This is a genomic window from Pseudomonas protegens CHA0 (genome assembly GCF_000397205.1).
In the GTDB taxonomy this organism is placed as follows: Bacteria; Pseudomonadota; Gammaproteobacteria; order Pseudomonadales; family Pseudomonadaceae; genus Aquipseudomonas; species Aquipseudomonas protegens.
In genome coordinates this window covers 1,661,739-1,686,651 of the sequence record NC_021237.1, presented here as the reverse complement: position 1 = coordinate 1,686,651, position 24,913 = coordinate 1,661,739, and the positions used below count along the sequence as shown (strand labels likewise).

The window sequence follows — 24,913 nt, the reverse complement described above, 5'->3', positions numbered from 1 at the left end:
CGCCTGGGAAATCACTCTTCAGCTATGGGTCGCCTCGCGATCCTGGAGCACGCGCCACATCACCTTGCCGGAGCCGGACTTGGGCAGGCTGTCGACGAACTCGAGCACACGCGGCACCTTGTAGGCGGCCATGTGCTCGCGCGCCCAGGCGATGATCTCTTCGCTGGCGGTGTGGCCCCGGGCCTCGCTGCGCAGCACCACCAGGGCCTTGACGCTTTCCCCGCGGTAGGCGTCCCGGGTGGCGATGACACAGGCTTCGTGCACCGCCGGGTGCTTGAACAGCAGCGCCTCCACTTCCGCCGGCCAGACCTTGAAGCCGCTGCTGTTGATCATTCGCTTGAGGCGGTCGGTGAGAAAGAAATAGCCCTCCTCATCCATGTGCCCCAGATCGCCGGTGCGCAGGAAACGCTTGCCCTCGAACTCGACGAACGCCGCCTCGGTAGCTTCAGGGTTGCGCCAGTAGCCTTTGAACAGCATCGGGCCAAAGGTGATGATTTCCCCCACCTCGCCGGGTGCAAGTTCCTCCAGGGTGCGCGGGTCCACCACCCGTGAATCGACGCCAAAGAACGGCATGCCCAGGCATTGCAGCTTGGCCCGCTCAGGGGGGTTGCCATGGCTGGCGGCGGCGGTTTCGGTGAGGCCGTAGCCTTCGAGAAAAGTCAGGCCGAACTCCTGGCGCAGGCGCTGCGCCACCGCCTCGGGCATCGCCGCCCCGCCACCGTTGATATGCACCAGGCTCGACAGTTCGAAGTCCTGGTAATGGGGGCTGGCGAACAGGTCGATGACCATGGTCGGGATGCAGGTCCAGTGGGTCACCCGGTACCGCGAGATCAGCCGCCCGGCCAGTTCCCGATCCCAGCGCGGCATGATCACCGTACTGGTGGCGTCGAACACCGCCCGCAGGACAAAGCACACCAGGCCGGTGATGTGGAAGAACGGCACGACCCCAAGGCCCACCGACTCCACGGTGGATTGGGTCCAGCTGCCGCTGACCGCGTTGCTCATCAGGCTGCGATGGGTGTGCATGCAGCCCTTGGGATGGCCGGTGGTGCCCGAGGTGTATTGCAGCAGCGCCAGGTCATCGGCCTGGGCAGTGTGCGGGCCGGGGCAGCAGGCCTGTGCCAGGGCCTCGTTCCAGCGCTGGTAGCCTTCGGGCAGCGCTGGCTCGCTGCGCAGCCAGGCATCGATCTCGGCGCTGGCGACCTCCGCCGGGTGCATGTCCGCCGGCGCCGGCATGGCATCGCTGTAGCGGGTCACCAGGACCCGGTGCAGTCGCTGCTCGGGTTCGAGGCTGGCATTCGCCGCCTGGGCGATGGGCGCCAGGTCCGCGGCGCAGATCAGTACCCGCGCCTGGGCATCGCCGAGCTGGTAGCTCAGCTCTTGCACCTTGTTCATCGGGTTGATCGGCACCAGCACCGCATTGGCCCGCAGGATGGCGTAGCAGGCGATGATGAATTGCGGGCAGTTCTGCAGGTACAGCGCCACCCGGTCACCGGGCTCGACCCCTTCGCCCTGCAACCAGCCGGCCAGCGCCAGGGCCTCGGCCTGCAACTGGGCAAAGCTCAGCGTGTGGCCGAAAAACCGGTAGGCGACCTTGTCCGGGTAACGCCGGGCCGCCACCTCCAGGTTGAACCAGAGCGAGGTGGCCGGCACCGACAAGGCCAGGGGCAGGCGCTTGGGCCAGACACGGTGATGGGGGCGCTGGGTACGAGCGGTGGACATGGAAGACTCCTTCAAGCCCGGGAATGATCGAGGGAACAGCCATGGACAGCGTCATCCGGTGCCGGCTGGCCAGCCAGGCCGCACGTTGATGGGCCACCGCCCCGGGTCGATCCTGCCCCATGCAGGGCGTGATTTTCAACCACTTATATTCCGCTGTGCGAAATAACATTCCATATTGACCGGTAGAATATTCGCTGACATCCTGCATTTCAACGAGCCATTTGCCCTGCGAAACACAATCAGAACAATCACTGCTGCCTGGCCACGGGGAACACCTGCCCTCCAGGACACCCGACCGGGACTGACCCAAGAGCCATCGCCCATGAGTGCCGTACCCGAAGTTTCGATGCTGCAAGGCCTGTTCAGCGGATTCGCGGCCCATCTCGGGTTGAACCTGCGGGAATACCAGCAGGCGCAAACCGTCATCGCGGTCACCGTCCAACCTCATCACCTCAACCAGGCCGGCAATCTGCACGGCGGTGTCATCGCCTCCCTGGCCGACACCGCCATGGGCATGAGCGGCACCTGGCATGCCGACCCCGCCCAGTGGCGGCTGGCCCTGACCCTGTCCCTGAACATCAACTACATGGCCGCGATCCCACCGGCCACCGAGGTCCGGGCCGTGGCCCGCCTGCGTGGCGGCGGGGCCAAGATCTTCATGGCCAGCTGCGACCTGCTGGATGCCCAGGACCGCCTGCTGGCCAGCGCCGAAGGGGTGTTCAAGCGCGGCCGCCTGCGCGCGGCAGCCACTGAGGTTGTGGCGTGCCCTTGATTGGCCGGTGATGGCGTCAGGAACGGAATCGGGTTTCGTCAGGGAATCGCAGATTTCAATTGCGGCGGTTCCGGGATAACATTTTTCCTTTGTTTCCACGAATCCGCTGCGTGGTCAACCGGCATTGCGCCCGGCACCAGCCCCTACCGGAAGACCCCATGCAAGACCCGAACGACTCCCCGGAACAAGCGCCCAAAGACCGTAAGTTCGTCGAAGCCCTGGCCCGAGGCCTGGAAGTCCTGCGGGCCTTTACCCACGGTCACGCGGTACGCGGCAACCAGGACATCGCGCGCATCACCGGCCTGCCCAAGCCCACGGTGTCGCGCCTGACCTACACCCTGACGCAGCTGGGCTACCTCAAGTACAACCAAGACCTGGAGAAGTACCAGCTGGATTCAGCGGTACTGGCCCTGGGCTACGCCTACTCCGCCAGCCTGCGGGTGCGCCAGCTGGGCAAGCCGTTCATGGACGAGTTCTCGCGCCGCACCAACACCACCGTCAGCCTGACTTGCCGCGATCGCCTGTCGATGATCCACGTCGACAGCAGCCGCCCGCCGGAAGTCGCCAGCCTGCGCATGGAGCCCGGGCTGCGCCTGCCCCTGGCCACCAGCGCCGCCGGGCGCGCCTACCTGGCCGCCACGCCGAAAATCGAGCGTGACCATCTGTTGGGGGAAGTGGCGAAAAAGCTCGGTGATGAATGGCCTGCCCTGGAAAAATCCCTGGAAGACTCCTTCCGTGAATACGAAGAGTTCGGCTTCTGCCTGTCGCTGGGCGAGTGGGACCGCAACGTCAACGGTGCCGGCGTGCCACTGCGCCTGGCCGACGGCAGCATCATGGCCCTGACCTGCGGCGCCCCGAGCTTCCAGCTGTCCAGCGAAAAACTCGAAAGCTCCCTGGCCCACCAACTGGTGATGCTGGCCCGGGATCTGGAAAGCCTCGGCGTCTGAGGCAGTCTGCACCGTTGAATCCCGGGATCAGGCCCGGGAGATGTTCAGGCACAACGAAAAGCCCCCTGATCCACAAGGGACACAGGGGTCATGAGTCAAGCGCACAGAGACAAGGGGGCAACCCGGTTAAAAAGCCAGCTTCTTCCGGTTGACACCTACCACACTACCCACGGTGGCAGGTCCTAAACCGACTACCTGGCCGCTGGCCGACGAGTCCTTGATAACGCCAGACTGATTGACGCCAACCAGCCCCCCTACATTGGTTTGTGCATAACCGACTACGATTGCCGAAGAGTTGGAGCGCTCAATGCTGCCGCCCTGGTTATTGCCCACCAACCCGCCCAGATTCAGACTTTTGGAGTAACCCTCTCTACCACTGTCAACGGAGCCCGCACTTGAAGAATCGGTAATGCGCCCTTTGTTGACGCCAACCAGCCCGCCTACACCGCCCTGCGCTCCGAGGGCATAGGGGTTACCACTTCTGATGCTCACCTGAAGATTGCTGGTGCTGACGTTGGCAATCTTTCCGCTGTTGAGCCCGACCAAACCGCCGATGGCACTGGAGCCGGAGGTATAAGTTGGACCGTAGATGTTCATCGAGGCGAGCTTGAGATTGCTGATACTGCCGGACGAACTGGCGAACAGTCCTCCATGGGGGCCATTGCTGTTGACCGTGAAACCGCTGATGGTGTTACCCAGGCCATCGAAGACTCCGGTAAACGCCTGACTGCCGCCAATGGACGTGAAGCTGTCACTGCCGTTGATGGTATTACCCAGCACATAGCGACCACTCAAACCGTTGTTGATCCCCTGCAAATGCGCGGCGTTCTGAATGACCTTGTACGCTGCACCGTTGTCGTTGAACCGGGCATCGCTACCGGACAGGGTGACCTTGCCATCCTTGCCCGTGGAGAAATCACCAGCGTGGTTCAGCCCGAGACCGCTGTTGCGCCCGGTCAGTTCGACATGACCGTCAAGCTTGATGTTGCCCTTGGCGTTCAACTCGACCCGGGTATTGGCGCCCTCGCCCCTGAGGCTGCCATTGATTTGAATGTCCTTGACCGATGAGAGGGTCAATTGGTTGCCACTGTTCCAGGAAACCGGCCCGGTCAGCACCAGACTCCCTCCGGTGCTGGCCAGCTCGACATTGGTCGTGTCCAGGTTACTTGCCAAGGTATAGTCCTGAATGGCGTTCCAGTAACTTGCAGGGCCCCCGCCAACCTTGACCTCCAGGCTACCGACCTTCCAGGTTCCCGTTTGCCCATTGCTGGCCTGAGTATTCACCCGGGTATCCTCATGCACTATGGTAAAAGTCCCTCGGGTCTCGACTACGCCGCCATTACCTTCGGTCCCCAGGGCATGGGCCGACAATGAACCGCCAACGTTGACTATGCCCGAGACGCGGCCATCCAGAATGATCCGGCCGGCTTTTTGCGACAGGGTATTGGCCTCGATGGAGCCCTGGTTATTGACCACCGTCTGAAACACCATTCCGGCATCGGCAGTCATCAGTACCTGTCCACCATCGGCCTTGAGCAGACCCGTGTTGCTCACCAGAGCGTTGATCGCTGCGGCATCCACTTGAAGATCCAGCAGGTTGTTAGCGTCAAGGCTAACAGTGAAACTGTTGCCTGCTCCCAACGCCACGTTCCCTTCCTGCGCCTTGATCATGCCTTCGTTGCGAACCTTCGCCCCCAGCAGCGTGATGCTTCTACCGTCAGGCACTGTGATGGAACCCTGGTTGAGGACCTCAGCCGTTGAAGCGCCCGTAAACTTGTAGTGGCCGGCGTTGAAGTTGTTATCAGTGATGTTCTGGGTCGAGGCTATCAGACCGCCAACATTCACTTGCGCGCCCTGGCCGAAGACCACTCCATTAGGGTTGATCAGGAACACTTGGCCGTTGGCATTGATCTGCCCCTGGATGTTGCTGCCGTTGACGCCGACGACCCGGTTCAAGGCAATCGAGGTACTGGAGGGCTGATTGAAGTTCACCACTTGATTGGACTGAACACTGAAGTCATTCCAGTTGGTGATCAGTTTGTCCGTGTACTGATCGACAAACATGTTCTGGCCCTGGGCAAGGATGTCGGCAGTGCCGGACACCACCACCCCCCCGGTGGGCAAGGCAAAAGCAGAGGGCAACCCGGCCAATGCCAGGAGGCTGGCCGCCGCCACGATCAACCCCTTGCCGGAACCTGAGCGACGACGGCGACGCACGCCCTCGTGAGCCACATTCCAGCACCCTTGGGCCTGGTTCCACACCAACGCGTAAATCTTGTTCATGAAGATTCCTTATCGACTCATCAAGACCCTGCAAACCTTCGCAAGGCGACACAACATCCGCAGGGGCACAGCCCCGACAGGAATACGGCTAAGCGCCCAAGCCCCCCCCTGACAAGGCACTGCGCCCGTCGCATCAAATCACTCAGAAAAAACTGCCATGCAGCAACGGCTGACTGCCGCCAGCCATCAGAAAAGAGAACAGGCCCCATAGCGCCCCTTGATCAGGCCGAACGCTTCGGTAACGCCGCTTTCTCGTGCTGAGAAAGCGGCGTTGTTCCTTGACGGTTTGAGTTTGCCCGCAGGGCGGCGCCTGTTGGCCGATAGCAGCCTTGAAGCTACAGATACCAGGAACGTCAGGGGTTGGCCTAACACTCCTGGAACCTGCATACACCCGGTATTAGCGGGGGTTCCTCATCGGTTACTCATCAAGCTCTTAGTGTTGGAGCAGGATGAACCGGCAACGCGAATTTCACTTTACGTTCTTACCGACCACGCTGCCGACGCTCGAGACAAACTGTGTGTGCACCACGCCAGTGGCCTTGACGTTGCTCAGTACACCATTCTGGTTGAGCCCCACCAGACCACCGGCGGTGTCCATCCCTAAACCAACCACCATTGCGCTGGCTGACGAGTCAGTGATCCGACCAGAGTGGTTGAAGCCGACCAATCCCCCTGCGTTGTTGCTGTAATACCCCACTACGGTGCCCGAGGCGCTGGAGCGCAGGATGCTGCCGTTCTGGTTGTAGCCCACCAGGCCACCCAGGTTTCGGGAGGCAGCGTAAGCGTTACTATCCAGCCCGATCATTCCCGAGCTCGAAGAGTCAGCGATCGAGCCGCCCTGGTTGATCCCCACCAAGCCGCCCATACCTACCGGTGCCTGACCGCCCATGGAGCCCCCGACCCGAACATTGGCGTGGCTATTGCTCACGGAGCCCGTGTTCAGGCCCACCAGGCCACCGGCTGCCGAAGTGGAGGTATTGCCAGCCACCGAACCACTCACCGATGAACCCTCGATGGAGCCGCCGTGGTTGATCCCCACCAGTGCGCCGATCTGGTTGTCCTGATCGTCAAGGGCACGTACCTGGAGATTGCTGGCTTGGACGTTGCTGATACTCCCGGTGTTGCTTCCAACCAGGCCGCCGACTGCGCTAGCACCCTCGTTATTGGCTGGCCCCTTGACGGTGAGCGAGGCGAGCTTGAGGTTGCTGATGCTGCCCGAGGAACTGGCGAACAGACCGCCATTACCGCCATTACTGTTGACGGTGAAACCGCTAATAGTGTTGCCCAGGCCGTTGAAGACACCGGTGAACGTGTCGGCACCACCAATCGAGGTGAGGCTGCCGGAGCCGTTGAGGGCAGCGCCCAAGACGTAGCGGCCATCAAGGCGCTTATCGATTGCCTGCAACTGCGCAGCGTTCTGAATGACCTCGTACTTGGCCCCGTTGGCGTCGAACCCGGCACCGCTGCCGGACAGGGTCACCTGGCTGTTTTTACCCAAGGTGAGGTCAGCACCGTGGTTCAGGCCCAGGCTGCTGTCGCTCCCGGTGAGTTGCACTTTACCCTTGAGCTCAATGCGCCCATTGGCATTGAGTTCGGCCCGGGCCTTGGCCCCATTGGCTGTCAGATTGCCATTGAGCTGAATGTCCTTGGCCGCAGAGAGGGTCAACTGATTGCCGCTGCTCCAGTTGATCGCTCCGTCCACCACGACATCACCCTTGCTGCTAGCCAACTCGATATTGGTCGTCGCCAGATTCCGCGACAGGGTATCGCCATGATTGATCCCGAAGTAGGCTAAGGGCCCGCCAATCGCGACCTGCTCAGATTCGATCTTCCAGGTTCCCGTCTGACCATTGTTGGCCTGGGTGGAGACACGAGCATTTTTTTGCACCCAAGTCATCCCGCCGCGGGTTTCGATCACACCACCGTTACCTTCGTCCGAGGCATTGGCCAACAATGCACCGTCGACGTTGACCATGCCCACATCACCGCCGTCCAGGGTGATGCGACCGGCCTTTTGCGACAAGGTATTGGCCTCGATCGTGCCGGTGTTGTTGACCACCGTCTGCGTCATCGCGCCGGCGCTCTTGGCGGTCATCAGAACGTGACCGCCATCGGCCTTGAGCAGACCTCCGTTGGCTACCAGAGCATTGAGCGCAGCGGAATCAATTTGCAGATCCAGCAGGTTGTTGCCGTCAAAGCTGACGGTGAACGCCTCACCCGCACCCAATGCCACACGGCCGTTTTGCGCCGTGATGGTGCCGTTGTTGAGAACGTCTGCCGCCAAGAGTGCAACACTGCCACCATCAGCGGCGGTGATCTTGCCGAGGTTGACGACTCTTGCCTTGGAGGTGCCGGAGAACTGATAGTTGCCGGCATTGAACTGCTCGTTGCCGATGCCCTGTGTCGAGACCACCAGGCCGCCAACATTCACTTGAGCGTTATTGCCGAACACCACCCCGTTGGGGTTGACCAGGAACACCTGGCCGTTGGCGTTGATCGTCCCCATGATCATGCTGCCATTGACACCGATCACCCGGTTCAAGGCAATCGAAGTATTGGTGGGCTGATTGAAGGTCACCGATTGACCGGTCTGGACATTGAAATCCTTCCAGTTGGTGATCAGCTTATCGGTGTTCTGGTTAACGGACATGTGATTGCCCTGAGTCGAAATATCCGCGCTCCCGGACACCACCACGCCCCCTGTCGGCAAGGCGAAAGCCGATGGCATGCACGCCAAGGCAAGGACACTGGCTGCCGCCACAATCAAGCTTTTTCCGGAGCCCGAACGACGACGGCGGCGAGCGCCTTCGTGAGCCACATTCCAGCACCCTTGGGCCTGGTTCCATACCAACGCGTAAATTTTGTTCATGAAGATTCCTTATCGATTTATCAAAACCCTGCAAACCTTTGCAAGGCGACACAACATCTGCAGGGGCACAGCCGCCCCGGCAGAAAACGGCCAAGCACCCATGCAACCTCGGGCCATGCATTGCGCCCGTTGCAGCGGATCACTCAGAAAAAAATGCCATGCAGCAACGGCTGACTGCCGCCAGCCGTCAGAAAAGAGAACAGGCCCCATAGCGGCCCCGGATCAGACCAAACGCTTCGGCAACGCCGCTTTCTCGTGCAGAGAAAGCGGCGTTGTTCCTTGACGGTTCGAGCTTGACCGCAGGGCGGGGCCTGTGGGTCGATAGCAGCGTTGAAGCTACAGATCCCGGGGACGTCAGGGATTGGCCTGACGCCCCTGAAACCTGCACATACCCGGTACTAGCGGGGGCTCCTCATCTGTTACCGGCCACGCTCTTGATGTTGCCGAAGGACGAAGACTGACGTATCTCTCCCCGGTCGACCCCCGCCAAACCACCAAGGACGGCATAGCTACCACCACTTACGTGACTGCTGGTGAGTGAGTTGACGAGCCGGGATTTGTTTTCGCCTACCAGGCCACCCACCTTGCTACGCAAGCCTCCATAGACGCTGCCTTTGGCCGATGCCGTATCGATGAGACCACTGGCATGGGTGCCAACCAGACCGCCGACAGCACTGTTACTCTCGCCCCGGACGCGTCCGCTGGCCGAGACCGAGCGCAGATCACCCGCGTTGTAGCCGACCAGACCGCCCACATGGCTGTTGGAGCCGCCGTATACATCGCCTTGTGCCTCGGCGTATTGGGTGATACCGCCAGTGTTGTGCCCAATGAGTCCGCCAACATGGTTGGAATCCACGGCAGCTACCATGCCCGAGGCTTCGGCACCGCTGATTTCACTGTTCACGTTCTTGCCGACCAGGCCGCCGACGTTGAAGCTCTTTTGTCCATAGTTCTCACCACTGGCCTTGACGTTGCGCAGAACGCTGTTCTGGTTGAGCCCCACCAGACCACCAGCGGTATCAAGCACTAGACCAATCACCATTCCGCTGGCTGACGAGTCAGTGATCAAACTGGAGTTGTTGAGACCTACCAACCCTCCTACATTGTTGCCAGCCCCGCCAAACACCAAGCCCGAGGCGTTGGAGCCCACTATGGTGCCGTTCTGGTTGATACCCACCAGGCCACCCAGGTTGCGGTAGGCGTAGTCATGAATGCTGCCCAACCCAAGCGCTCCCGAGCTTGCAGAGTTAGCGATCGAGCCGCTCTGGTTGATCCCCACCAATCCGCCTATACCCACCAGAGCATGGCTGTTCATGGTGCCCCTGACATCGACATCGGCGCTGCTCCGGCTCACCGAGCCCGTGTTCAGGCCCACCAGGCCACCGGCTGCCGAAGTGAGGGTATTGCCCAGCACCACACCGGTGATCGACGCATTATCGATGGAACCGCCGGAGTTGATCCCCACCAGCCCGCCGACCAGGTTGTCCTGCCGGCTCTGGGCATTCACCTGCAGATCGCTGGCGCTGACGTTGGCAATGCGCCCGCTGTTGCGTCCGACCAGGCCACCGAGTGCACTGGAACCGGAGGTGGGCTTGGCACCGTTGATGGTCAACGAGGCCAGCTTGAGGTTGCCGATGCTGCCGGACGAGCTGGCGAACAGCCCGCCATCGGTGCCGTTGCTGTTGATCGTCAAACCGCTGAGGGTGTTGCCCAGGCCATCGAAGATGCCACTGAAGGCCTGCTGGCCACCGATGGAGGTCAGGCGCGCGCTGCTGTTGATGGAGTTGCCCAGGACGTAGCGACCGGCCAGGTTCTGGTCGATTGCCTGCAACTGCGTGGTGTCTTGAATGACCCGGTAGGCTTCGCCGTTGGCGTCGAAGCGCGCCCCGTTGCCGGACAGCGTGACGCCGCCATTCTGGCCCAGGGTAAACCCACCGCCGTGGTTCAGCCCGAGGCTGCTGTTGCTGCCGCTCAGCGTCAGTTGACGGTTGAGGTTGATGCCACCCTGGGCGTTGAGTTCGACCCGGGTATTGGCGCCAGTGGCAGACAGGCGATCATTCAGGCGAATGTCTTTGGCCGAAGAGAGGGTCAACTGGTTACCGCTGGACCAGCGCATCCCGTTTTCCACCGCTACATCGCCCTTGCCACTGGCCAGTTCAATATTGGTCGTGGCCAGGTTGCGCGACAGGGTGTCGGCATGGACGGTGTTGCTGTTGGCGTTGAAGAAGGAGCCCACCTTGACTTCGTTGCTGGCGATCTTCCAGGTGCCCGTGCGGCCATCCCTGGACTGAGTGCCGACCTTGGTCGGCAGCTGTACGCGGGTGGTGGCGCCCCGGGTCTCGATCAACCCGCCATCGCCCTTGCCGCCTAGCGCGTTGGCCTGCAGCGAACCATCGACGCTGACCACGCCCACGTCGCCGCCGTCCAGGGTGATCCGACCGGCTTTTTGCGACAGGGTATTGGCTTCGATGGTGCCCTGGTTGTTGACCACGGTCTGCAGCATCGAACCCGCGCTCTTGGCGGTCATCAGCACTTGGCCGCCGTCGGCCTTGAGCAGGCCGCCGTTACTCACCAGTGCATTGAGCGCCGCGCTGTCGACGTGCAAGTCCAGCAACTGGTTGCTGTCGAAGCTGACGGTGAAACTGTTGCCCGCAGCCAGGGCCACGCGCCCGTTCTGGGCCTTGATCGTGCCTTCGTTGCGAACCTTCGCCCCCAGCAGAGCCACACTGCCACCGTCCGCCGCGGTAATAGAACCGAGGTTGGCGACTTCAGTCGCCGCAGTCCCGGAGAACGTGTAGCGGCCGGCCTTGAAATCGGCATCGCTGATGTCGCGGGTCGTAGCCACCAGGCCACCGACATTGACCTGAGCTTTATTGCCGAACACCACGCCATTGGGGTTGATCAGGAACACTTGGCCATTGGCATTGATCTGCCCCTGGATGTTACTGCCGTTGACACCGACCACCCGGTTCAAGGCAATCGAAGTGCTGGAAGGCTGATTGAAGGTCACCGATTGATTGGCCTGAACACTGAAGTCATTCCAGTTCGTGGTCAGCTTGTCCGTATGCTGGTTGATCGACATGTTCGGCCCCTGGGCAAGGATGTCCGCACTGCCGGACACCACCTGCCCCCCGGTGGGCAAGGCAAACGCCAAAGGCATCCCGACCAATGCCAGGAGACTGGCGACCGCCACTACCAGACCTTTGCCCGAGCCCGAACGCCGACGCCGGCGCGCGCCTTCGTGAGCCACATTCCAACAGCCTTGTGTCTGATTCCAGACCAACGCATAAACCTTATTCATAAAGCTCCTTATCGTATTCTCAATACCCGGCAAACCTTTGCAGAGCAGCACAACACGGCTGGGGCACAGCGCCCTGGCAGCAATGCAGTTAAGTGCTCGCACAATCCCAAGCGATGTACTGCGCCCGTTACCTCGGGCCGCTCAGGACAAGCTGCATGGCAGCCCTGAATCAGGCCAACCTCGATATGCTGTGCTCGCGCACGGCATACCAAGGGAGTGGCCATTTCCTTGTATCAAGAGGGGTTGATCACCAGTTACGCGGCTCGCCCTGGTTGAGGTTGGCTGGCTGATTCAAGGGGCGGTCGTAGCCCGTGCTTGCGTAGTTCGGAGCTATTACCTTGATGTTGCCGAAGGCTGCCGATTGACGAATGTCACCCAGGTCTACCCCCGCCAGGCCGCCCAGCTGTGCATACTGGTTGCCCGAGACTTCGCCACTGGCGAGCGTGTTGACGATCCGCGCGTTGTTCTGCCCCACCAGACCACCGACCACGCTGTAGCTGCCCCCGGAAACATTGCCCTTGGCCGAGGCGGTGTCGATGAGGCTGTCACCCAGCTCAATCCCATGAGTCCCCACCAGACCACCGACCGCGCTCTTGGCACCGCCACTGACATCACCATGGGCCTCGACCGACTTCAGGTCCCCGGCGTTGTAGCCGATGAGCCCGCCGACATGGCTTTGATCCTTGCCAGTGACATTGCCCAAGGCCAGGGAGTTGGCAATGAGCCCACCAGCGTTGGAACCAACAAGCCCACCTACAGTGCTGTTGCTACCCCCCTGAACCAGGCCGGACGCTTCGGCAAGGCTGATGTCACTGTCAAGGTTCTGCCCCACCAGGCCGCCGATGTGCAGGCTGTTCCCCGCATTCACCGCGCCGCTGGCGTTGACGTTGCGCAGCACGCTGTCGTGGTTCAGCCCCACCAGGCCACCGGCCGTGGCAAAGCTGTTGCCCTGCAACCTGCCGCTGGCTACCGAATCACTGATCCGGCCCGCTTCGTTGCGGCCAACCAGGCCACCGGCATTGCTCGCACCATTGCCGGAGACCGCCACCGAAGACTGGGAACCCTCGATACGGCCACCCTGGTTGTAACCCACCAGGCCGCCCAGGTTGGTGCCCTTGTAGCTGTAGCTGCCACCACTGGAGAGCGCTCCCGAACTGGAGGAATGGGCAATCAGCCCTTGATGGTTGACGCCCACCAGCCCACCCACACCGCCCTCGGCGTTGGCAGCGATGCTGGCGGTGAGCCGGACATCGGCGCTGCTGTTGGTCACTGTGCCGCCACTGCCCTCCACCTGACGGTTCTCGCCCACCAGGCCACCGGCCGCCGAGGTGTAACTATTGCCCAGTACCACACCGCTTATCGACGAGGCGTCGACGGAACCACCGATGTTGCTGCCCACCAGCCCGCCGATCACGTTGTCCTGTCGGCTCTTGCCATTCACCCGCAGATTGCTGGCGCTGACGTTGGCAATTTTCCCGCTGTTGCGCCCGACCAGGCCTCCGAGCGCACTGGGACCGGAGGTGGGCATGGCACCGTTGATGGTCAACGAGGCCAGCTTGAGGTTGCCGATGCTGCCGGACGAGCTGGCGAACAGTCCGCCATCGGTGCCGTTGCTGTTGATCGTCAAACCGCTGAGGGTGTTGCCCAGGCCATCGAAGATGCCACTGAAGGCCTGCTGGCCACCGATGGAGGTCAGGCGCGCGCTGCTGTTGATGGAGTTGCCCAGGACGTAGCGACCGGCCAGATCCTGGTCGATTGCCTGCAACTGCGTGGTGTCTTGAATGACCCGGTAGGCTTCGCCGTTGGCGTCGAAGCGCGCCCCGTTGCCGGACAGCGTGACGCCGCCATTCTGGCCCATGACAAACCCACTACCGTGGTTCAGCCCGAGGCTGCTGTTGCTGCCGCTCAGCGTCAGTTGACGGTTGAGCTTGATACCACCCTGGGCGTTGAGTTCGACCCGGGCATTGGCGCCAGAGGCAGACAGGCGATCATTCAGGCGAATGTCTTTGGCCGAAGAGAGGGTCAACTGGTTACCGCTGGACCAGCGCATCCCGTTTTCCACCGCTACATCGCCCTTGCCACTGGCCAGTTCGATATTGGTCGTGGCCAGGTTGCGCGACAGGGTGTCGGCATGGACGGTGTTGCTGTTGGCGTTGAAGAAGGAGCCCACCTTGACTTCGTTGCTGGCGATCTTCCAGGTGCCCGTGCGGCCATCCCTGGACTGAGTGCCGACCTTGGTCGGCAGCTGTACGCGGGTGGTGGCGCCCCGGGTCTCGATCAACCCGCCATCGCCCTTGCCGCCTAGCGCGTTGGCCTGCAGCGAACCATCGACGCTGACCACGCCCACATCGCCGCCGTCCAGGGTGATCCGACCGGCTTTTTGCGACAGGGTATTGGCTTCGATGGTGCCCTGGTTGTTGACCACGGTCTGCAGCATCGAACCCGCGCTCTTGGCGGTCATCAGCACTTGGCCGCCGTCGGCCTTGAGCAGGCCGGTGCCGCTGTTGTGCACCAGCGCGTTGAGCGCGGCGCTGTCGACGTGCAGGTCCAGCAGTTGGTTGTCATCGAAGCTGACGGTGAAGCCATTGCCTGCGGCCAGCGCCACACGCCCGTTCTGCGCATTGATCGTGCCTTGGTTGGTCACCTTGGCCCCGAGCAGCGCAACGCCGCCGCCGTCAGCGGCAGTGATGGAACCCTGGTTGACGACCTCGGCCGCCGAGTCACCGGTGAACTTGTAGTTGCCGACCTTGAAATCGGCATCGCTGATGTCGCGGGTCGTAGCCACCAGGCCACCGACATTCACCTGTGAGCCTTGGCCGAACACCACCCCGTTGGGGTTGATCAGGAACACCCGGCCATTGGCGTTGATCTGCCCATGAATCTGGCTGCCATTGACGCCGACGACCCGGTTCAGGGCAATCGAAGTGCTGGTGGGCTGATTGAAGGTCACCGATTGATTGGTCTGAACACTGAAGTCATTCCAGTTCGTGATCAACTTGTCCGTATGCTGATTGATCGACATGTTCGGGCCCTGGGTCAGGATGTCGGCACTGCCGGACACCACCTCCCCGCCGGTGGGCAAGGCAAACGCCGAGGGCAACCCGGTCAATGCCAGGAGACTGGCGACCGCCACCACCAGGCCCTTGCCGGAACCGGTACGCCGACGCCGGGCGCCTTCGTGAGTGACGTTCCAGCAGCCTTGGGCCTGGTTCCATACCAACGCATAGATCTTGTTCATGAAAACTCCATATCGATTTATCTACGTACTACAAACCTTTGCAGCACGGCACTGCCGCTGAAGCGCCTGCTAGGCCTTCAAAATTGAACGACGGTGTTGGGTAGAACTCGCCCACGGACGAACCGGCTCAATGAGCGGTCGCGATCATGGGAAGGTAAAAGTGAACTCTGCGGCCCCGTTGGCCTCCCCGCCGGCCTCGACTTCCTGGTCATTGCCAATGCGGATGTAGCTGGCCCGCAGGGGAATGCTTGCGCCATCGCCGATGCGCTGCATCTCGTAGCTCTGGCCGCTGTACTCGATGCGTTCCGAAGTCAGCCCATTGGTCATGACAATGCCGAACCCCCGGGTACTGGAATTGATCAGACCCAGTACGCCCGGGACCGACGAGCCCCCGGACTTGTCGATAAAGCTGATGCGAGGCTTGGCCTGCATCGAACAACGGCTCAAGCCGATACTGAAAGGAACCGCAGGCGAGGTAGCGTTGACCTGGGGAAAGTCCGACAGGGCGAAGCGTCCCAAGCGCACCCCGATCTCTTTGTAGGCTTCCACCACGCAGGTCTTGGGCAGCTCGATGTTGATGTTGAAGTCCATGCCGCCCATGACCAGGCTCGTGCGGCAACTGCCGGTCAGCGGTGCGCTGAGCTGGCTCAATTGGGCCCCCAGGGTCGACTCGTTTTTTTCCAGGTCGTACGCATACAACTGCAGGTAGGAAGAGCCTGTTACCTGAGTCACTTTGAGGGTGCCCGTGGGCAACTGATCCGGTGGCACGGTCAGGATCAGTGACTGAATAATCTGGGTGACCATGGTCTGCTTGGGTAAACCGCTCTCAAAGACCAGGTCGTCATTTTTTTCCAAGGCAATCGGGTAGGTGACCTGGGCCACCCGTATTTTCTTGCCCCCTTGAGGAACAACCTCCAGTCGCAAGCCAATGCCGGCGACATCGGTAGGCGCGGCACCATCGTACTGCGGCGTACCGGGGGTCCAATGCCCCGCAGTCACCAGTTCCCGAGGTCTGCCGGAGACAGCCAGGTTGAAACTGGTATGCAAGGTCAGCGTACGCTGCCATAACACGGTTCCTACCGCGGTATTGGTGTTCAACGGGTTGATCAGCCGCCATTGCGTAACGGCGTTGCTGGTGACGTCGCAGCCCCTGGCATAACCGTTCACCGAGGCTGCGCGCGCTTGCGTGCCGACCCAGCCGCAAAGCATCGCTGCAAGCACGACGCCATGAACCCACAGGGACAGCGGTCTACGCTCGGTTACAAGCCTCAGCCATTGGCGAATCATCTGTCTTTCTCCCTGTCTGCACTGTTGGAGCACCGCCTGTGTGAACGGCCATGCCCTGCACAAACGAGATGGGTTGTCCAACAGTGGCCGGCTGCTTCCGGCCACCCTTAAGAAAGATCATCAAGGAACGAGACAAGCAGGTACCCGTCATCAGTCAGCACCCGGTACGCCAGGCATCAGCCAGGTGCACCGGGGAACTGCCCTTCCTCAGATCAGTGGGTACCGGTCATCAGTTGCGGATATCGCCCTCGTTCAGGCCGACCGCTGGCACTTGCGCCGCCAGCTCCTCCGCCCTGTTGTAGCGCATGTCGCCGTAGTTGACCCCGACCAGGCCACCGTAGGTCTGGGCGTTGCGCGCAACGAAGTTGATCTTGCCGGAGGCCGAAGAGTTACGCAGATCGCCCGTGTTCAAGCCGACCAGTCCGCCCAGGAGGGCAGAGACGCCGCCGCTCACCTGGCCATCGGCCAGGGAGTTGGTGATGAACGAATTGTTCTGACCGACCAGGCCGCCAACCGCACTCCGATCACCGCCCACTACGTCGCCTTTGGCCGATGCGCTATTGATGCGGTGATCGACAAGGTCGCCATTGGTACCCACCAGGCCGCCGACGAAGCTGGTGACGCCGCCGCGGACGTCACCGCTGGCTTCGGCCGAACTCAGATCACCGTCGTTGTAACCCACCAACCCGCCGACGTTGCTGATGTTGCCGCCGCTGGCATTGCCACGAGCCACGACATATTCGGTGTTACCGCCAAAGTTGTGTCCGATCAGGCCACCGACATTACTGTTGGCACCACCTGTCACATTGCCGGTCGCTTCCGCCGTGTGGATCTGGCTGTCCTCGTTCTTGCCCACCAGACCGCCAATGTTGGTGCCGGTGGAGTCAGTCACCGTGCCAGTGGCCTTGACGTTCTTCAGCTCGCTGTTCTGGTTGAAGCCCACCAAGCCACCTGCGGCCAAGGACGCTGCACCCGCAACCGCACCACTGGCGCTGGAGTCGATGATGGTGCCATTTTTGTTGGTCCCCACCAGACCACCGATGCGGCTGGCGGCATAACCCCAGACATTGACCGAGGAACTGGCGTTATCAATCAGGCCGCCTTGGTTGTAGCCCACCAAACCACCCAGGTTCGGGTCGATGTAAGGTGGGCGAACGGGTGGGTTAACGGGTGGACGGAAACCCGTTCCGATCGTACCGGCACTCGAAGAACCCTTGATTTCCCCGCCCTTGTTGATCCCCACCAGGCCGCCCATGCCACCCACCTCACTGAGCTGTACGGTGCCCAACACCTGCACGTTGGTGGAGCTATTGGTAATACTCCCCACACCGGCGCGGCCAACATTGTTTTCGCCGACCAGGCCGCCCATTGCCAAGGTGTTGTTGTTACCGGTCACCGTACCGGTCACCGATCCACGGTTGATGCTGCCGCCGGCGTTGACGCCGACCAGGCCACCGACGGTGTTGGTCTGATTGCTGTTGGCGTTCACGACCAGGTTGGTGCCACTGACGTTTTCGATGCGGCCGGTGTTCTCGCCCACCAAGCCACCGATTTTTCCGAAGCCCGAGTTGGAGGTAGTACCGTTGATTCTCATCGACGCCAGCTTGAGGTTGCTGATGCTGCCGGACGATCGGCCGAACAGACCACCGTAAGGCCCATCGGTATTGACGGTGAAACCACTGATGGTATTGCCCAGGCCCTCGAAGATTCCGTTGAACTGTCTGTTGCCACCAATGGTCTTGATGATGCCGGTGCCCTTGATGTCATTGCCCAGCACATACAGGCCACCGAGGTTGGTGCCGATCGCCTGCAACTGCGCGGAGTTCTGGATCACTGTGTACAGGTCATCATTGACGTCGAACGAAGCGCCGCTGCCGGACAGGGTGACCTGGCCGCGATCGCCCAGGACATAGCTGTTGCCGTAGACCAGGCCGAGGCTGCTGTTGGCACCGGTCAGCGCTACCGCACCATTGAGCTTGATGTCCCGATCGGCCTGGAGCTCAACACGAGCGCCTGTACCGCTGGCCTTCAGGTTTTTATTGAGGTTGATGTCCTGGGCCGAAGCGACGTTCAAGTGATTGCCGCTGCTCCAGTTGATATCACCGTCGATCGAAACGTCGCCGGACTTGCTGCTCAACTCGACGTTGGTGGAAGCCAGGTTAAACGACAGGGTATCGGCATACACGTTGTTGCTGCCGGGGGTGGAGGTTGGGCTGACATTGATATCGGTGGAACTGATCTTCCAGGTACCGGCCTTGCCATTGGTGGCCAAGGTGTTGACCCGGGCGGCCAGTTGCACCTTGGTGTCGGCGCCCTTGGTCTCCACGACACCGCCATCACCGATCGAAGTCAGTGCGTTGGCGCTCATCGAGCCACCGACGTTGACCACGCCGACATCACCGCCGTCCAGGGTGATCTTGCCGGCCTTGCGCGACAGAGTGTTGGCTTCGATGGCGCCCTGGTTGTTGACCACGGTCTGCAGCATCGAGCCGGCACTGCGTGCGGTCATCAACACCTGCCCGCCATCGGCCTTGAGCAGGCCGCCGTTGCTGACCAGCGCATTGATCGCCGCGGCATCGACTTTCAGGTCCAGCAGGTTGTTGCTGTCGAAGCTGACGGTGAACTCGTCGCCGCCACCCAGGGCCACACGGCCCTTTTGCGCCTTGATGTCGCCTTCGTTGCGCACGGTCTTGCCGAGCAGGGCCACGCTGCCACCATCGGTGGTAGTAATCACGCCGTTGTTGACGATTTCAGCTTGTGAGGTCCCGGCAAACTTGTAGTTGCCGGCCTTGAAGTTGTCATCGCTGATGTTCTTGGTCGAGACCACCAGGCCACCGACGTTGACCTGAGCGTTGTTGCCGAATACCACGCCGTTGGGGTTGATCAGGAACACCCGGCCGTTGGCATTGATCTGCCCCTGGATGTTACTGCCGTTGACGCCGATCACCCGGTTCAGGGCGACCGAGGTCTTGGTCGGCTGGCTGAAGGTCACCGTCTGGCCGCGGTTCACGCTGAAGTCGTTCCAGTTGGTGATCAGCTTGTCGGAGTGCTGGTTGATCGACATCTGCTTGCCATTGTCGAACGTCAGGATGTCCGCAGATCCGGAGACTATCGTGTCGCCGGTCGGCAACGCGAAGGCCATAGGCAGAACACCAATGCCCAGCAGCCCGGCCACCATCACCACCAGGCCCTTGCGTGTTCCGGAGCGACGACGACGGCGCGCGCCCTCGTCGGTCACACTCCAGCAGCCCTGGGCCTGATTCCACACCAATGCATAAACCTTATTCACGTTGACTCCTTATCTACTTATTAACGCCCTGCAACCTATGCAGGACGGCACCACCTCCGAAGCACACGCTGGCCTTCAGAAATACTGTGTCGCGCTGGCCCAGATCCGCGGCGTGCGCTCGGGCCCGCTGCCTTCCTGGTTGTTGTCCAGGGCCCAGGCACTGGTCACGCTGATCTGTTGCGAAGGACCGCTCCAACTGGCACCCACACCGGCGCCCGACAGCTGGCGGCGGTTCTCGTCGTGGATCCAGGGGCTCTTGTTGACCTGCACCGCGCCGTGATCGACAAACGCCTTGAGCTGCCAGCGCGGGGCCAGGAGAAAGCGCAGCTCCAGGCTGGCCTGCCAGCCCTGGTCGCCACTGCCGGTCCCCTGGGGATAGGCGCGCACATCGAAGGGGCCGCCGATGCCGAATTTTTCCGAGCTGTCCAGGTTGGTCGAGGACCATTGGCCGTTGAACTGGCCATAGAGCTGAAAGCGCGGGCTCAGGTACTGCAGGCGCGCGGCATTGAGGTTGAGCTTCTGAAAGCCACCGTTGGTGCCGGCCGTGAAATGGTCGCGCCACTGGTCCATCGGGTCGTCGATGCTCAACCGGCCACTGCCGTAGGTGAGGTAGAAGAAGTTCTGCCCGCCGCCGAGCAGGCTGTCCTGGGAGTTGCCGTTGAGGCTCAGGCTCCACAGTTCCACATGCTTCTGGCTGCTGACTTCGAACAGGTCGATGTCGTCGCGCAGGCGCTTGTCCTCGTACTGCAACTGGGCGCTGAGATCGAAGGTGCGGCTGCGGATCAGCGGCTGAGTGATGAAGACACTGCCGATGCTCGCCTGGCCGTGGGCCTCCAGCACCTCGAAGTCCCGGCTCAACTCGTAGTTCATCCGCGAATAGGCCACGCCCACACTGGTGGACCAGGGGCCCAGGGGAAGCTTGTAGGCGGCGCGGTAGTAGCGCTGGTCCTCGTCGCTGCCGAGCAGGCGCAGGTTGAACTGATCGCCCAGGCGCAAGGGGTTGTTGAGGTTGAGGCTGCCCCCCAGGCGGTATTCGCCGGTGTAGTAGCCGCCGAAGTTGTCGGCTTCCAGGGTGCCGCTGGCCCAGGGCCCGGGCTGCGCATTGACCAGCAGGTCGGTGGTGCCGCGCTGCTCGCCGGCACTGAGAGTGCCCTTGACCCGGACCCCGGGAAGGTCGCTCAACAGCAGCAGGCTGCGTTCAAGATCTTCACTGCGGACCGCGGTATCGCTGTGCAGTGACGACAACGGGCCTGTGATCACCGAGTTCAGGGCCCGGGACTGGTTGTTCACTTGAATACGACCGTAGCGACCTTCCATGACCTCGATACGCACCACGCCGTCCTCGATGTCCTGGGCCGGCAGGAAGGCCCGGGCCAGCATGTAGCCCTGGTTCTGGTAATAGGTCGTCAGGCGCTCGGCGGCCGCGCGCAGCTGGTTCAGGTCCAGCTCCTGGCCCTTGAGGTCCGCCAGCAGGGCTTGCAGCATCTCGTTGCTGAACACCTGGTTGCCGACGATCACGAAGTCGTTGACCTGCAAGCGGATGCCGGAGGTGTCCGGAGCCTGGGCAGGGGCGCTCGGCGGCTTCGCCGGCAGGTCCAGCTCCGGTGCCGGAGGCTCCGGCAAGGCCGGTTGCGTGGCCTGGATGTCGCGCATCGCCTGCCCGGCGTTGGGCACATACACCGCGGCAGCCGCCACTGCGGGCAACATCAGCAGCAAGCCCAGGCAGCCCCCGGACAATCGCTGCCAGCGCCGTTCAAGGCCCCCCGCAAGCAGGCTGTTCGATGACTTGCCCAAGGCAACTTCAGTCTTGTATCCGCGCACTTCCACTCAGCGTCTCCCCGCTGTCAGTTGCCACTTGGTAATGAACCACCGCCTGATCCGGGGTAATTCCCTGCATATCGGGCAGGGCGATCCGCGCCGAGCCGAAGGGCTCCACGGTGATCCCCTGCAATGTGATTGATCGATTGCCGCTGCCCAGCGCCAACTCAGCGAAGGACACGTAGTACGGGGTCGGGTTGCCGGCCAGCAGCGCCGCGCCAGCCTGCCCCGGCGCCACAAGGCTCCAGCGCAACTGGCTGACCGCTTCGTCAGCCTTGCCGGACAAGCCCTGGGGGCGGTACAGCAGCTTCATGCGCATGCGCGATGCCAGCCGCAGCAAGTCGTCCTTCGCGGGCGCCCGGGGCGGTACTTCAAGAAAGTTGATCCAGAACACCGACTCACGATCGCCGGGCAGCGGCTCGCCGCTGTAGCGCAGGACCAGTGCTGCGCTCTGCCGAGGCTCGAGCCGGGATATCGGCGGCGACAGTACGAACGGCACCACCAACGCACTGGGATCGGCCTCGGGATTGCCCTTGTCCAGCCAGGCCTGCAACAGGATCGGTGCCCGGCCGATATTGCCGACCCGGATGCTGATGGCCGGCTTGCCGGCGGGATAGATGAACCGTGTGCCGACAATCGACAGGTCGGCCTGGGCCCAGCCGCTGGACAAGGCCAGCAGCCCCAGCAGCCACCGGCAACCACGCTGGGAGCAAAGACGGCCATATCCGCCTTGATGGCCCATCAAGGCCGCTCCTCTACGGAACCTGCCGGCATCGCCCGGCAGGGAAGCTGAAGCACCACATAGCCCGTGGCGGAGGCCGTATCGCGGGACGGCAACTGGTAGTCGATCAGGCACTGCTGATCCGGCTCCTGGCCCCATTCCACGCGAATCGTGCCCTGGTCCTGCTCGGTACGCAGCACCAGGCGGCTGCCCTGGCCCACCGCCCCCAGCTCGGCACCGTCCTGGGCATCGACGGCCACGGCAGCAAACGGCAACTGCTGGCCATCGGGCTGCTGGCTGTCGATCAGCACCGCACGCGCCCTGCGGGTCGGGTACGAAAGCATCACCACCGCCCCCGCCACCGGCGCCACATGGCGTGAGCTGAGCAGCAGCTCGACGTCGTCGGCAACGCCAGTGGGGTCGATGTCCACGGTGTTCAATTGATAGGGGCTCAGGCTGGAGACCACGGCATAGCCGCTTCCATCCACCCGCGTGTCGGCATAGCCGACCCGGGCGCCCTTGGCATCGGGAGCATGCACCAGGCCCGTGGTTTCACTCAGGGTCTGGGCGAAGGTCAAGCCACCCGAATGCAGCACCATGCCCCCGGAAGCCCCCAGAGACTGCTGGCGATAGTCGCGGCCCTGGGAAAAGCTCGAACTCAGGGAAACCTCGGGCAGGAAATAGTTGAGGCTGGCGTTGGTCGAGGTTTCGCCCTGGCGCTGGTCATGGGCGGCGGACAACGCATAGGTGGCGTCGCCATCCTTGTCCAGTACGCCGGAGATGCCGCTGGTGTAGTGCGCGCCAGAACGCTTGTCATGGCTGGCGTAGCTGTTGATCGTGGTACCCCGGCGCCCTTCCCGCCCCAGGGGAATCGACAGGCTGAAGCTGAAAAACGTGTTGTCCGCCCCCGCGCCTGCCCGTGAACCACTGCTGGAAGCACGCATGCGCTGAGCCATGAAGGAGTAGCTGTTACCGCGCCACTGGTTGCTGTAGCCCATGGCGAAGTTCAGGGTCTGGCCCTGGCGATTCCAGTACTGGAGGCTGGAGCCCGTGGCATAGAGCTGCCCTGCGCCGTCGCCCAGTTGCTGGTTGATGTTGATATCCAGGCGGTCACGGACCCGGGCGAACGAGTCGACGCTCTCGCCCTGGTTGACGTGATCCTGCAGGGTGATGGCGTCCTGCAGGCCCAGGTAACCGCTGGTGGAATAGCGGTAGGCCAGCAACGAGAAGTTGGTCCCGCTGTTGGGCAGGTTCTTGCTGTAGGACAGGCGCACGCTTTGGCCCTGCATGCTGCCGCCCCGGGGCAGCTCGGTTCGGGCCTGGGTCAGGTCCAGGCTAAAAGCCCCGAGGGAAGTATTCAGTGCGCTGCCGATCAGCGCCGACATGTAGCTGCCGGTGAGTGCCGTGCCGGCATAACCGGTCAATTGGTTATCCAGGCCGTAGTGCAGGGTGCCCTGGGCCACATATTGCTCGCTGCCACCGAGCCCGGGATTCGCCACCTTGCCCGCCGTCAGGCTATAGCGTGAGGTGCCGGGGCGCAGGGTTTGCACGGTGGTGGCAAAAGGTACGGTAAAGCGGCTGGTCTGGCCGTTGGCCTCGGTGACCGTCACGTCCAGATCGCCGCCAAAGCTCGCCGCTTGCAGATCGGAAATCTCGAACGGCCCCGGTGCAACGGAGGTTTCATAGATCATGTAGCCGCGCTGATAGACCGAGACCTTGGCATTGGTGCTGGCCGTGCCGCGGATCTGCGGTGCGTAGTAGCGCTGGCTCTCGGGCAGCATGCGCGGGTCGCTGGCCAGCCGGACACCGCGAAACGATACCGAGTCGAACAGATCGGCTTCGGTCGCGCTCTCTCCCACCAGCAACTGCGAGTGCCAGGCCGGCAGGTCGGTCTGGGCATAGATGTAACCGCGCTGATAATGGCCGCCCACCTCAGGCGACCAGGTGGCGGTGCCGCTGTGACGCAGACGCCAGTCACCCAGGTTGAGCCCCAGGTTGAGCCCGGCATAGCCGTCGGTCTGGCTTCGCCCATTGCTCTGGGAACTGAACAGGCTGGTGTTGTAGTTGAGCGTGGCCGCGGACACGCCGTAATCCCAGCTCGCCGGATCGACGTAGGTTTTCGACAGGTTCTGCTGCAGGAAAAGCTGCGGCACCGACAACTCGATCTTCTGTTCCGCAATTTTGACGCGGGTGGTCGCGCCAGGGATGTAGCTGCCCAGGTCGCCGCAAAACAGCCCATCGCCCATGAGAGGGTGAGAGGAATGGGTGCCCAGGCTCGCATCGGTCTTTTTCAAGTCGATACCCAACTGCTGCAACAACGAACGGTCGTAGCACGGCTGGCTGCCCTGGGGGTCATCGCTGGCGCGGAACTGGATTTCCTGCAACGCCCGCCACTGACTGCTCACCAGCACATCAAGCAAGTAAGTGCCGGGCGCGACATAGCCCACTTGTTGAAAGCGCGAGGTATCGATGGGAGTGCCCTTACCTTGAAATAGCATCTGGCTGTCGAACAACACATCCTGGCTGGAGCCCGTATCCGCGGCCTCTGCCGTCGCCGGCGCGATGCCGTCCTGGTCGGCCACCAGCACCATGGAATTGCTCATCAGCACCGCCGCCAGACACAGTGACTGCGTCGCCGGAACCCGTCTGCGGCCGGATGAAGGCCC

General features: G+C 62.1%; 11 protein-coding genes and 1 pseudogene. 2 read left to right on the top strand and 10 right to left on the bottom strand.

Annotation, left to right across the window (positions count from 1 at the left end):
• Nucleotides 1-18: 18 nt before the first annotated feature.
• Nucleotides 19-1,722, bottom strand: a complete 1,704-nt coding sequence (locus tag PFLCHA0_RS07545; RefSeq protein ID WP_015634533.1) for a long-chain fatty acid--CoA ligase — start codon at nt 1,720-1,722, stop codon at nt 19-21.
• 322 nt (nt 1,723-2,044) lie between these two features.
• Here PFLCHA0_RS07545 and PFLCHA0_RS07540 point away from each other — a divergent pair, with 322 nt between their 5' ends.
• Together PFLCHA0_RS07540 and PFLCHA0_RS07535 are read left to right on the top strand one after the other, a co-directional pair.
• Nucleotides 2,045-2,494 carry a PaaI family thioesterase gene (locus tag PFLCHA0_RS07540; RefSeq protein ID WP_015634532.1) on the top strand — a complete coding sequence of 150 codons (450 nt, stop codon included), beginning with the start codon at nt 2,045-2,047 and terminating at the stop codon, nt 2,492-2,494.
• Nucleotides 2,495-2,652: 158 nt separating this feature from the next.
• Nucleotides 2,653-3,441, top strand: coding sequence for an IclR family transcriptional regulator (locus PFLCHA0_RS07535; RefSeq protein ID WP_015634531.1), 789 nt, complete (start codon nt 2,653-2,655; stop codon nt 3,439-3,441).
• Between the two features lie 144 nt (nt 3,442-3,585).
• On the opposite strand, the pseudogene PFLCHA0_RS07530 reads toward PFLCHA0_RS07535, so the two are convergent.
• From PFLCHA0_RS07530 to PFLCHA0_RS07490, 9 genes and pseudogenes are all read right to left on the bottom strand, one after another.
• Nucleotides 3,586-5,724: pseudogene (locus PFLCHA0_RS07530) on the bottom strand (two-partner secretion domain-containing protein); the annotation flags it as partial.
• A 469-nt stretch (nt 5,725-6,193) separates the two neighbouring features.
• Nucleotides 6,194-8,593, bottom strand: a complete 2,400-nt coding sequence (locus PFLCHA0_RS07525; RefSeq protein ID WP_015634529.1) for a two-partner secretion domain-containing protein — start codon at nt 8,591-8,593, stop codon at nt 6,194-6,196.
• Nucleotides 8,594-9,005: 412 nt separating this feature from the next.
• Complete coding sequence (locus PFLCHA0_RS07520; RefSeq protein ID WP_015634528.1) at nt 9,006-11,894, bottom strand: two-partner secretion domain-containing protein; 2,889 nt, start codon at nt 11,892-11,894, stop codon at nt 9,006-9,008.
• A gap of 247 nt (nt 11,895-12,141) precedes the next feature.
• The gene (locus PFLCHA0_RS07515; protein WP_015634527.1) at nt 12,142-15,132 is read right to left on the bottom strand and encodes a two-partner secretion domain-containing protein; all 2,991 of its coding nucleotides are present in this window, start codon (nt 15,130-15,132) and stop codon (nt 12,142-12,144) included.
• A 144-nt stretch (nt 15,133-15,276) separates the two neighbouring features.
• A complete protein-coding gene (locus PFLCHA0_RS07510) occupies nt 15,277-16,419 on the bottom strand; it encodes a fimbrial protein (protein WP_015634526.1) in 1,143 nt (380 codons plus the stop codon).
• A gap of 229 nt (nt 16,420-16,648) precedes the next feature.
• Nucleotides 16,649-19,708 (bottom strand): two-partner secretion domain-containing protein, encoded by a 3,060-nt coding sequence (locus PFLCHA0_RS07505; RefSeq protein WP_015634525.1) that lies wholly within the window; start codon nt 19,706-19,708, stop codon nt 16,649-16,651.
• Nucleotides 19,709-19,783: 75 nt separating this feature from the next.
• Nucleotides 19,784-21,415: a ShlB/FhaC/HecB family hemolysin secretion/activation protein gene (locus PFLCHA0_RS07500; protein WP_015634524.1), complete on the bottom strand. Its 1,632-nt coding sequence runs from the start codon at nt 21,413-21,415 to the stop codon at nt 19,784-19,786.
• 94 nt (nt 21,416-21,509) lie between these two features.
• Nucleotides 21,510-22,268, bottom strand: a complete 759-nt coding sequence (locus PFLCHA0_RS07495; RefSeq protein WP_015634523.1) for a fimbria/pilus periplasmic chaperone — start codon at nt 22,266-22,268, stop codon at nt 21,510-21,512.
• Nucleotides 22,268-24,850: a fimbria/pilus outer membrane usher protein gene (locus tag PFLCHA0_RS07490; RefSeq protein WP_155246648.1), complete on the bottom strand. Its 2,583-nt coding sequence runs from the start codon at nt 24,848-24,850 to the stop codon at nt 22,268-22,270. The genes PFLCHA0_RS07495 and PFLCHA0_RS07490 overlap by 1 nt, the downstream gene beginning before the upstream one ends.
• Between the last annotated feature and the right edge of the window lie 63 nt (nt 24,851-24,913).